This window comes from Kribbella sp., assembly GCF_035655035.1.
Taxonomy (GTDB): Bacteria; Actinomycetota; Actinomycetes; order Propionibacteriales; family Kribbellaceae; genus Kribbella.
Map to the genome: position 1 here is coordinate 1 of NZ_DASRVN010000188.1, position 10480 is coordinate 10480.

Sequence of the window (10480 nt, forward strand, 5' to 3'; positions counted from 1 at the left end):
GAACTCGCGCTCCCGGTGCTGCGCGGCGAGCGCCAGGGTGGAGGCGACGACGAACATCATCGTCATGGCCGCGATCCCGCCGAAGGAGCCGGCGATCGCGATCAGCGCGGTGCGGTGCGACTCGGCGTCCGGGTGCTCGGCCAGGCCGCGGTCGATCCCCGCGCTCACGGTCAGGTTGCCGATTTCTTCCAGGTGCTTGCGTACGGCGTCCAGGTCGGTGCCGGGGGCAACTTGTACGCCGATGTCGGCGAAGCGCTCCGGGGTACGGACGAGGTGTGCGGCGTCGCGGTCGTTGAAGAACGCATGCCCGGCCGGTCCGGCTGCCAGTCCGCTGACGGTGAAGGTGCGTGGGTCCCCGTTGATCAGGAACGTCAGGCGTTCGCCTACCTTTCCGGACGAAACCACTACCTGCCCGGATCGCGGCGCATGCCCAGAACTGAGGCGATAGGGAGCAAGCGCCGCAGATGACCAGTTGTGGCCTTCGGTGATTGCCGGTGCGATTGCGGTGAAGGTGTAGTCGCCGGTGGCGGAGGTTACGCCTTGGGTTGCGCGGATCTTGGGGAGGAGGTTGACGGGAACGCCTACGCGTTCGGGGAGGGGCGTGGCGTCCTCTGCGCCGGGGCGGAGGTGGGACTGCTTGCCGGTGAGGACGAGATCGGCGCCGGCGAGGCGTTGGGGCTCGACGGTGGAGCGGATGCCGGTCTCCATCAGGCCGCCGCACGCCATCACGATCGCCGTACCGAAGACGACCGCGACGAACGTGGCGAGGAATCCGCTCTTGCGGTAGCGCAACGTGCGGAGGGCGAGCCGCATCATCCCGCCACCACCTGCAGGTTCGAGCGGGCGCCGAGGTGCGTCATCCGGTCGGCGACCTGCTCGGCGGTCGGGGCGGTCAGGCTGCCGGCGAGGACGCCGTCGGCTAGGAACACCACCTGGTCGGCGTACGACGCGGCGACCGGGTCGTGCGTGACCATCACCACCGTCTGGCCCTGCGTCCGGACCGGCTCGCGAAGCAGCTCGAGTACGTCGGCAGCCGTCTGGCTGTCGAGCGCCCCGGTCGGCTCGTCCGCGAAGATCACCGCCGGCCGCGCCACCAGCGCACGGGCGATCGCGACCCGCTGCTGCTGACCGCCGGACAGCTCGCCGGGACGGTGCTTGTGCCGGTCGCCGAGGCCGACGCGCTCCAGGACCTGGCGTACGGCGGCCTTGTTCGGGCGGCGGCCGTCGAGCTCCTGCGGCAGGCAGACGTTCTGCCAGACGTTCAACGTGGGCAGCAGATTGAAGGACTGGAACACGAACCCGATCCGCTCCCGCCGCAGCTCGGTCAGCTTGCGTTCGCTCAGCCCGGCCAGCGGCAGCCCGTCGATGTACACGCTGCCGGACGTCGGCCGGTCCAGCCCGGCCGCACAGTGCAGGAACGTGCTCTTTCCCGACCCGGACGGCCCCATCACCGCGGTGAACGTCCCGGGCGCGAACTTCATCGAGATCCCGTTCAGGGCCGTCACCGCGTTCCCGCCGCGGCCGTAGACCCGTCGTACCTCCTGCAGGACGACCGAATACCCGGTCCCGTCGACTGCATCCTGCGTCCGTTTCCTCATGCCGCCGACGCTACGGAGCAACGGCGTACCGGCCGAGGGTGCTGGACCGCCGGACGAGGTGGGTGAAACTCCACCCCGCTACGACCGCAGCAACGCCCGCAGCCCTTCGACGTAACTTTCGGGCGTCACGTCCCCGATCAGCAGCCGCTGGATGATGAACCCGGGCAGCGTGCCGAACAGGACCTGCGCGATGTACTCCGGGTCCGCGTCGGCGTCGACCGTACCGTCGGCCTGCGCGCGGCGGGCGACGGCCACGAAGTTCTCGCGCAGTTGGGTGTACTTCCCGACCGCGGTCGCCTTGATGGCCGGGTTGCGGAGCGACTCGGCCCAGGCCTGCACCGCGACCCGCGTGACGTCGCCGCCGGGTCGTTCCGCGATCACGACCACGTGCTTGAGCGCCGCCTCCAGCGCGGTCAGCGGCGTCAGCGGCCCCTCGGAGGCGAGGATCTTCTCGAAGAGCTCGTCGATCGCGCTCAGCGCATCCTCGGCGATCGCGCCGACGATGTCCTCCTTGCTCTTGAAGTAGCCGTAGACGGCGCCCGCGGACAGCCCGGACTCGCGGATCACGTCCGCCATCGTGGTCTTGTGGAAGCCCTCCTCGAGCACACAGGTACGGGCCGCCGCGACGATCTGGGCGCGGCGCGCCAGCCGGTGTTCCTCGGTGACCTTGGGCACGTCCGCAACATAAAACGAATGTCCGTTCTTGACAAGTCGGCCCTCTCGTGGCCAGGCTCGGTCCTATAAAGAACGATCATTCGGTTTTTCTTGTGGAGGGAGAGTCATGACCACCGAAGCGCACGCGGCCGAGCGTCGCCGGCCGCCCCTGATCGCCGTCATCGTGCTGCTGACCGCGGTCCTCACGGTGTTCCTGATCGCGTTCGCCTGGCCGTCCGCCCGCTCCGAACCACGGAACGTGCCGCTCGCGGTGGCCGGCCCGGCGCCGGCGGTCGCCCAGGTGAAGACCGCGCTCGACCAGGCGCTGCCCGGCGGCTTCGAGCTCACCGCCGTACCGGATCGGCAGGCCGCGGTGCAGCGGATCAAGGACCGGGACGCGTACGGCGCGATCGTGCTCGACGCGCCGCAGCCCGAAGTACTGACCGCTTCGGCGGCCGGGCCCGCGGTCGCGCAGATCCTCACGCAGCTCGCCGGGCGGATGCACCCCGGCGGGGCGGCGAAGGTCACCGACGTCGTGCCGCTGCCGAAGGACGACCCGCGCGGCGCCGGACTGGCCGCCGGAGCGCTGCCGCTCGTCCTCGGCGGGATCATCGCGGCCGCGGGACTGACCCAATTGGTCCGGTCGGGGTCGAAGCGGATGCTCGGCGCGGTCACGTTCGCCGTCACCGGCGGGCTCGCGCTGGCCGCCGTACTGCAGTACTGGCTCGGCTCGTTCGAGGGCAGCTACCTCGGGAACGCGGGCGTGATCGCGATGTCGATCGCGGCCATCAGCCTCACCCTGCTCGGCCTGGAGTGGTTGCTCGGTACGGCGGGACTCGCGCTCGGCGGCGCCGTGATGATGCTGCTCGGGAACCCGCTCTCCGGGATGACGAGCGCGCCCGAGATGCTGCCGAGCGGCTGGGGCACGCTGGGTCAGCTCCTGCCGCCGGGCGCGGCCGGCACGGCGTTACGCTCCGTCAGCTTCTTCGACGGCGCCGGGGCGGGACGCCCGCTGGTCGTGCTGAGCTGCTGGCTGGTCGCCGGGTTGCTGTTGTGCGGACTCGGCGCACTCCGCGGCCGGCGGCGCGCCGTACCGGCGCGTCATGAGGCGCACGCGGTCGCGGCCTGACAAAGTCGGGGTATGGAAACGCGGTGACCGGATCGTTACGATCCGGGCGCCGCGTTGCCGCGTCACTGGGGCGACAACGTTGTCTGTCAAGCATTGACTTCCATCGGCGGGGACTCCTACGGTCGCGGAAAAGCCCGCAGGGTTTGGGTCGTGGTACCGGGATGACAACGATTGCCCGAAGGTGGACCTCATGTCTAGGAAACGTTTCAAGGTAGCGGCGGTCGCGACCGCGCTGCTGCTGGCGGTGTCGGCCTGCAGTCAGGGCTCGACGACCAAGAAGCCGGACGCCGGGAGCTCGCAGAGCACCGGACCCGCGCACATCAAGATCGCGTACCAGCAGTGGGGACCGGGCGTGGTCATGAAGACCTTCCTCACCGGCGTCAAGTCCGAGTACGAGGCCGCGCACCCCGGGTCCCAGGTCGAGATCGTCCCGGTCGTTGCCAGTGAGAACGACTACTACACCAAGATCCAGCTGATGATGCGGTCGCCGAACACCGCGCCGGACATCGTCTACGAGGACACCTTCCTGATCAACTCCGACATCACCGCGGGGTACCTGAAGCCGCTCGACGACTACATCAAGAACTGGGACCAGTGGAGCCAGTTCGAGGAGTCCGCGAAGGGCGCCGCGAGGGGCCAGGACGGCAAGACGTACGGCGTACCGGACGGCACCGACACGCGGGCGCTCTGGTACAACAAGCAGATCTTCGCCAAGGCGGGTCTGCCCGCCGACTGGCAGCCGAAGACCTGGGACGACGTGCTCAGCGCCGCGCGCACCATCAAGCAGAAGGTGCCCGGTGTCATCCCGTTCAACATGTACTCCGGCAAGCCGATGGGTGAAGCCTCGGCCATGCAGGGCTTCGAGATGCTGCTGTACGGCACCAAGGACACCCTCTACAACTACGACCAGAAGAAGTGGGTCGTCGGCAGCCAGGGCTTCAAGGACTCGCTGAACTTCGTCAAGACCGTCTTCTCCGAAGGCCTCGCGCCGTCGCCGAAGGACGCGCTGAACCCGAACATGGGCAGCAAGGTCGGCACCGAGCTGCTGCCGCAGGGCAAGCTCGCGATCGACCTGGACGGCTCGTGGGTCTACAACAACTGGCTCAAGTCCGGCGCCAAGCCGTGGCCGCAGTGGAGCACCGTGCTCGGCCAGACCGCGATGCCGACCCAGGACGGCGGCGGTAAGGGCAAAGTCAGCCTCTCCGGCGGCTGGACCTGGGCGATCCCGGCCAAGTCGAAGAACCCCGACGCCGCTTGGGACTTCATCAAGACCCTGCAGACGCAGAAGAACGCGGCGAAGTACGCGACCGACGGCGCGCAGATCGCCGTACGGAAGGACGTCGCCTCGGACGCGGCGTACAAGGCCTCCTCGGCGAGCACCAAGTTCTTCACCGACCTGGTCTCGGTGACCGTGTACCGCCCGGCGCTGCCGGAGTACCCGAAGGTGTCCAACGAGATCATCACCGCGATGGAGTCGGTGATGACCGGGCAGTCCTCACCGGACGACGCCGCGAAGAACTACGACCAGGCGGTCGAGGGCATCGTCGGCGGCAAGGACAGTACGACGACGAAGAGCACTGGCCAGTAGCTCGGAGGATTCTCCCCTGTGACGACGACTGTCGCTCCTACCGCGGCCGCCGCTGGTGCACCCAGCCGGCGGCCGCGCGGAGCCAAACTCGTACGGATGCTGCCGCTCTCGCCGGCCATCGTCTTGATGCTGGTGTTCCTGGCCGGCCCGATCATCTACTGCGTGTACGCCGCGTTCACGAACATGGCGCTCACCGGGCCCGGCGCGGCGAACGTCAAGTTCGTCGGGCTGGACAACTTCCGGAAGGCGTTCAGCAGCAACGCGTTCACCAACGCGATCTGGCTGACGCTGGTGTTCACGCTGATCTCCGCGATCATCGGCCAGAACACGCTCGGCCTCGGGCTCGCGCTGCTGATGCGCAAGTCGACGAAGATCGTCCGCAACTTCGTCGGTACGGCGGTGATCGGCGCGTGGGTCCTGCCCGAGGTGGTCGCGGCGTACCTGCTGAGCGCGTTCTTCAACGACAACGGCACGCTGAACGTGATGCTGAACGCGGTCGGCCTGCCCGGCCAGGACTGGTTGTACGGGGCACCGATCATCGCGGTGTCACTGGCCAACATCTGGCGCGGTACGGCGTTCTCGATGCTGGTCTACTCCGCCGCGCTCAGTGAGATCCCGAAGGAGATCGAGGAGTCCGCCGAGATGGACGGCGCCGGCGGGTGGCGGCGGCTCGCGTTCGTGACGGTCCCGATGATCACCCGCGCGATCATGACCAACCTGATGCTGATCACGCTGCAGACGCTGAGCGTCTTCGGCCTGATCTACGCGATGACCCGCGGCGGGCCCGGTACCAAGAGCCAGACGTTGCCGCTGTACATGTACGAGCAGGCGTTCAGCTTCTCCCAGATCGGCTACGGTACGGCGATCGCGCTGGTGATGCTGGCGATCGGGGCGGTCTTCTCGCTGATCTACCTGCGTGGACTCAACTCGGAGGCAGCGTGATTCCCCGGGACAAGATGAGCAAGCTGGCGTCGAACCTGGTGCTGCTGGCCATCGGCATACTGTTCGTGCTCCCGCTGCTGTGGGTGCTGTTCGCGTCGATCAACCGGACGGCGGGGCTGCGGGTCGAATTCCCGACGCACCCGACGCTCGGCAACTTCAAGGCGGTGCTGAACACCGACACGACGTACCGTCCGGTGTTCAACGGCATCATCCTGTGCGGCGGGGCCGCGTTGCTGACGATGGTGTGCGCGGTGCTGGCGGCCTATCCGCTGTCGCGGTTCCGGACGCGGTTCAACCGGCCGTTCCTGCTGACGGTGCTGTTCTGTACGGGGCTGCCGATCACCGCGGTGATGGTGCCGGTGTACGGGCTCTTCGTCCAGCTGAACCTGGTGGACACCATTGGTGGCACCATCATGTTCATGGCGACGTCGGCGCTGCCGTTCGCGATCTGGCTCACGAAGACGTTCATGGACGGTGTACCGATCTCGCTCGAGGAAGCCGCCTGGGTCGACGGCGCGGGCAACATGCGGGCGCTGCGCGCGATCGTCCTGCCGCTGATGTGGCCCGGTATCGCGGTCGTGCTGATCTTCACCTTCATCGGCATGTGGGGCAACTTCTTCGTCCCGTTCATGCTCCTGCTGTCGCCGGAACGGCTGCCGGCCTCGGTCAGCATCTTCACGTTCTTCGGCCAGTACGGCGAACCCAACTACGGCCAGCTGGCCGCGTACTCCCTCATCTACACCACCCCCGTCCTCCTTCTCTACCTCCTCCTCAGCCGCAAACTAGGCGGCGCCTTCGCCCTAGGCGGCGCCATCAAGGGCTGAACCCGCCCACCCACCACCCACAAACAACCCCGCCCCGCGGCGCCCACCTACTACCGCCTCCGCCGTCTACGCACGAGTCGGCAAGGCGCGGGAGCAGGCGGCGCCGCCTGCCGTGGTGCTGGAGAAAGAACACCCCTCCGCGGCGCCTGCCTCTTGCCGCCGTCGCCGGTGTCCGCACGAGGTATGCGCACGAGGTATGCGCACGAGGTGGTCGCACGGCGGAGGTGGACGGCGGAGGTGGACGGCGCCAGCTGCTGTGGTGACCGAGCGGGCTGGCAGGGTCGCCGCTTCGGGACCGGTGTCGTACCGCCGTCGGTGGTGTGCGCGTGAGGTGGCCGAGGCGCAGGGCGGTGGTGCCGCGTGCTGTTGGCCCTGGGCAAGGGTGACCGCCTCGCGGCGGCTGTTTGGTGCCGCATTCGGCGGGTGCGCGGGCGGTGACGCGCGCAGGTCTGCGGCGCCGGGTGATGCGATCACGGCACGGTGCAACCGACCACACATCTCTTCAGGGGATGGGCTCTGCTGCCTTCGGCGGTGTAGGACTTCCGGCGTACTCCGGCTGGACCGTGAGCGGCGGTACACCTGAGGTGGCGGGCGGAAAGGTTGACAGCGCCGGGCGCATGGCAGTAGCGGGTGTATTCGGCCCGGGGCATGCGGGTGTGGTGGTGGCGCGGCGGCTGAAGCGGACCAGGGCTCGTGGACGTCGCTGCGCCGGGTCTGCGTGGTGCGATGCAGGTGCGGCGCCTGCCTGAGGCGTGATGGTTTGTCGGGCGCGGGTTTGGGCGTGCGCGTCCGACGTGTTGATTCTCGCCCTGGGTGGAGCTGGCGCGATCTCGACGAGGTCAGATCATGGCGAAGGGTGGTGGGTCGGTGGCTGGCTCGGTGGGGGTGTGGTTGCCCCAGACGGCGAAGTGGGTTGCGGCGGTGAGGGTTGCTTCGTTGGCTGTCCAGCGGGTGGTTCGTGGGGTGGGCAGGTTTGTGTCGCCCCAGGGGTTGGCTGGTGGCTCGAAGGGCTTGGGCGGTCTGGAGTTGTCGGTGGGCGGGTCAGAGCTGGGGTTGTTGTCGGGGTGTTCGAGGCAGGCCGGTGCGGCGGCGGTCGGCGCGGGTGTGTGCGGGGTGGCGCGAGGTCGGTCCGCGGGTGGGGGATCCGATCGGCTGGAGCTTGTGGGCTGAGGACGTGCGCGGTGTGCTTCGGTGGTGAGGGCGGTGTTTGTGGGGTCGTGGTTGGTGGGTGTGGGGTTGGTGGGTGTGGGGGCTGTTGGGGTGGCCCAGGTGGGGCGGGCTACGTGGGGTTTGCCGTTGGTGATGGTGATCGTCCAGCGGCCGGTGTGGAGGTCGGTGTGGTGGCGGCGGCACAGCAGCGCGAGGTTCGTGAGGGCGGTTACTCCGCCGTCTTGCCAGGCGGTGAGGTGGTGGGCGTCGCACATGACCGGTGGGGCGGAACAGACCACACAACCCTTGTCGCGGGCGTTGAGGGCGTGGCGGATGTGTTTGGTGACCAGTCGTTCGCGGCGGCCGACGTCCAGCGGTTCGGAGTTGGAGCCGAGGACGAGGGGGATGATGTTGGCGTCGCAGGCGAGGCGGCGGATGGTGGCCGCGGAGAGGTCGTCGCTGTAGACGGTTTGGCCGGTCGCGGTCGCGGTCGCGGACTTGAGGTCGTCGAGGTCGATCGTGACGGTGATGTTGGCTTTCGCGCCGTGGCCGGGGGTGTCGGTGTCCCAGGCGTTCGCGGCGACCGTCAGTGCGGTGGTGAGGGCGTCGGCCTGGCGTTTGTCGCGGGGGCGGGGGTCGTGTTCGCCGTCGACGGTTTTGTGGGGGCGGGCGCCGGCGTGGATGACGGCGCGGAGGAGTTCGGCGTTCTCGTTGGCCAGGTAGCCCCGGAACTTCACGCCGCGGTCGGCGGCGGTCAGGGTGAGGGTTTCGCGGGCGGCGGCTTTGTGTTCTTCGGGTTCGGGGCCGTCGGAGTCGAGGAGGTCGCAGACCTGGCGGGCGGCGGAGCGCAGTTCGGCTGGTGACATGTGGGCGGCCAGACCGACGAACTGTTCCTCGACGACGTCCAGGTCCTCGACCGGCACCCGGGACCGGACCCGTTCGAGCTCGGAGACGATCGCAGCAGCTTGGGCGGTGCGCATCGGCCGTGCACCTTGCGGAGCATCGAGCGCGGTGGCAATCGCCTTGTACTTGGGGAGGGCCTTGGCCAGGCGGACGTCGCGCCAGGCTTCGGCGCGGTCTCGGCGGTAGCGCCTGGAGACCAGCTCGACGGCGTCGCGGGCGCCTAGTTCCTGCGCGTAGCCGGTGTCCTCGATGCGGGCGATCAGCTGCAGCCGGAGCTCCTCGAGCCGGGTGATCTGGACATCGATCGCGTCAAGCGCAGGCAGCAGCTCGCCGTCGCTCAGCGACACCACCGATCGCCCGTCCAGAACGTCCATGCCAGCAACAGTACCCACGACCTCCGACAGTTTTCAAAGCAGAATCCCCTTATTTTTAAGGGAATTTGGATTCTTTAGTTATCCACAACCTTTGACTGGTCCAAGATGCCTGTGGATCTTGCCTTAGGCAACTACATGGGGGGCATGAGGATGGTTGGGCTGCGTCGGCTCAGTCGTAGGTTGCCTGGGCTTGCCAGGTGTTGTCGTGGAGGGTGAAGAGCCAGGCGCGGGTGTCCGCGGTCTGGAACTGGAAGCGGGCCTGGCTGGATTCGGTGGACGCGTCCCACCAACGGTCGACGGCCAGCCAGGGGCCGGCCCAGGAGACGATCGGATGAATCTTGTTGCTATCAGCAACTTGAACACCAGCACCTCGACGACCGATACCCTTCCTGCCAAAGCCTTTGCCGTCGATATCTTGGGCTTCGGTGGTCTGGCTGGTGGTGCGGGGTGGGTGGAGGGTGAATGCGGTGGGGGTGCCGGTCAGTTCGCCTCGGGGGGTTATTGCGAGCTGGGTGCCGTCGGCGGCGAAGACCGTTGCGGGGATGGGTTCGGGGAAGATGGTGGTCGGGGCCAGGGTTGGCCAGCGCTTCGGGTCGGCGCCGGTGATCGCTCCCGGCCACGGCTGGTCCGGCGGGCGGGCCGGTACCGTCGGGTCGCCCCACGGCACCAGCGTCTGCCGCTCCGCGAACCCGCGCCCGCCGCCGATCACCACCGACACTACGGCACCGTGCCCGAGCATGCTCTGCACCCGCGACAGCGCCCGGTGGATCCGCTCGTCCGGGCCGCCGCCCCACAGCCCGTCGGCATGCGCGCCGACCGGATCCGCCTGGCCCGGGACCAGCCGCACGCGGACCACCGGTGAGGTCAGCTCGCTGGTCGCCGTACCGCTGCCCTGCAGTTGCCAGCGCACCCGGTCCACCACATCCGCCGCGGTGAACCAGCGCGGGTGCAGCCACTCCCGCTCGTGGACCCGCCCGGACTCGGTGCCGACCTCGACCCGCAGCGTCGTACACACCAGACCGAGCTCGGTCAGCCGGACGACCAGTTCGTCGGCGATCGACCGGACCCCGAACGCGACCTGGTCGACGCGGTCCACGGCCGGCTCGAAGTCGAGGGTCCGGGTGAGCTCCGGCGGGATCTCCCGGCCGGTCACCGGGCGGTCGTCGGCGCCGCGGGCGAGCCGGTGCGCGAACGCGCCGTCCGGGCCGAAGCGGGTCAGCACCTCCGCGCCGGACAGCTCCGCGAACGCGCCCAGCGACCGCAGCCCGAGGCGGCGCAGCAGGTCGGTGAGCGTCGGCTGCTCGAGTACGTCGACGGAC

Annotated in this window: 9 protein-coding genes; 4 read left to right on the plus strand and 5 right to left on the minus strand. The window is 68.7% G+C overall.

The features are described from left to right. The 3 genes from VFF46_RS10975 to VFF46_RS10985 form a co-directional block, all read right to left on the minus strand. On the minus strand, positions 1 to 816 hold an 816-nt coding region (locus VFF46_RS10975; protein ID WP_325036970.1), incomplete at its 3' end, for an ABC transporter permease. Then, complete coding sequence (locus VFF46_RS10980; RefSeq protein WP_325036971.1) at positions 813 to 1598, minus strand: ABC transporter ATP-binding protein; 786 nt, start codon at positions 1596 to 1598, stop codon at positions 813 to 815. The genes VFF46_RS10980 and VFF46_RS10975, both read right to left, overlap by 4 nt. Positions 1599 to 1676: 78 nt before the next feature. After that, entirely contained in the window at positions 1677 to 2273 is a 597-nt protein-coding gene (locus VFF46_RS10985) for a TetR/AcrR family transcriptional regulator (protein ID WP_325036972.1), read from the minus strand. Between the two features lie 106 nt (positions 2274 to 2379). Between VFF46_RS10985 and VFF46_RS10990 the strand changes: the two genes are divergently transcribed. The 4 genes from VFF46_RS10990 to VFF46_RS11005 all read left to right on the plus strand — a co-directional run bounded on the left by VFF46_RS10990 (position 2380) and on the right by VFF46_RS11005 (position 6735). Further along, the gene (locus VFF46_RS10990) at positions 2380 to 3381 is read left to right on the plus strand and encodes a hypothetical protein (RefSeq protein ID WP_325036973.1); all 1002 of its coding nucleotides are present in this window, start codon (positions 2380 to 2382) and stop codon (positions 3379 to 3381) included. A 190-nt stretch (positions 3382 to 3571) separates the two neighbouring features. Next, on the plus strand, positions 3572 to 4969 hold the full coding sequence (locus VFF46_RS10995; protein ID WP_325036974.1) for an extracellular solute-binding protein: 1398 nt from the start codon (positions 3572 to 3574) through the stop codon (positions 4967 to 4969). 18 nt (positions 4970 to 4987) lie between these two features. Then, a complete protein-coding gene (locus VFF46_RS11000; RefSeq protein ID WP_325036975.1) occupies positions 4988 to 5911 on the plus strand; it encodes a sugar ABC transporter permease in 924 nt (307 codons plus the stop codon). Next, a complete protein-coding gene (locus VFF46_RS11005; protein ID WP_325036976.1) occupies positions 5908 to 6735 on the plus strand; it encodes a carbohydrate ABC transporter permease in 828 nt (275 codons plus the stop codon). Before VFF46_RS11000 ends, VFF46_RS11005 begins: the two co-directional genes overlap by 4 nt. A gap of 839 nt (positions 6736 to 7574) precedes the next feature. Here the strand turns inward: VFF46_RS11005 and VFF46_RS11010 are convergent. Together VFF46_RS11010 and VFF46_RS11015 are read right to left on the minus strand one after the other, a co-directional pair. Continuing rightward, the gene (locus VFF46_RS11010; RefSeq protein WP_325036977.1) at positions 7575 to 9161 is read right to left on the minus strand and encodes an HNH endonuclease signature motif containing protein; all 1587 of its coding nucleotides are present in this window, start codon (positions 9159 to 9161) and stop codon (positions 7575 to 7577) included. 169 nt (positions 9162 to 9330) lie between these two features. Next, positions 9331 to 10480 (minus strand): DNA polymerase Y family protein (locus tag VFF46_RS11015; protein WP_325036978.1); only part of this gene is annotated, 1150 nt, incomplete at its 5' end.

What these genes read in the sequence shown, in the direction of transcription:
- VFF46_RS10980 (WP_325036971.1), bottom strand. Translation starts at nt 1,598, where the DNA reads ATGAGGAAACGGACGCAGGATGCAGTCGACGGGACCGGGTATTCGGTC.
- VFF46_RS10990 (WP_325036973.1), top strand. Translation starts at nt 2,380, where the DNA reads ATGACCACCGAAGCGCACGCGGCCGAGCGTCGCCGGCCGCCCCTGATC.
- VFF46_RS10995 (WP_325036974.1), top strand. Translation starts at nt 3,572, where the DNA reads ATGTCTAGGAAACGTTTCAAGGTAGCGGCGGTCGCGACCGCGCTGCTG.
- VFF46_RS11010 (WP_325036977.1), bottom strand. Translation starts at nt 9,161, where the DNA reads ATGGACGTTCTGGACGGGCGATCGGTGGTGTCGCTGAGCGACGGCGAG.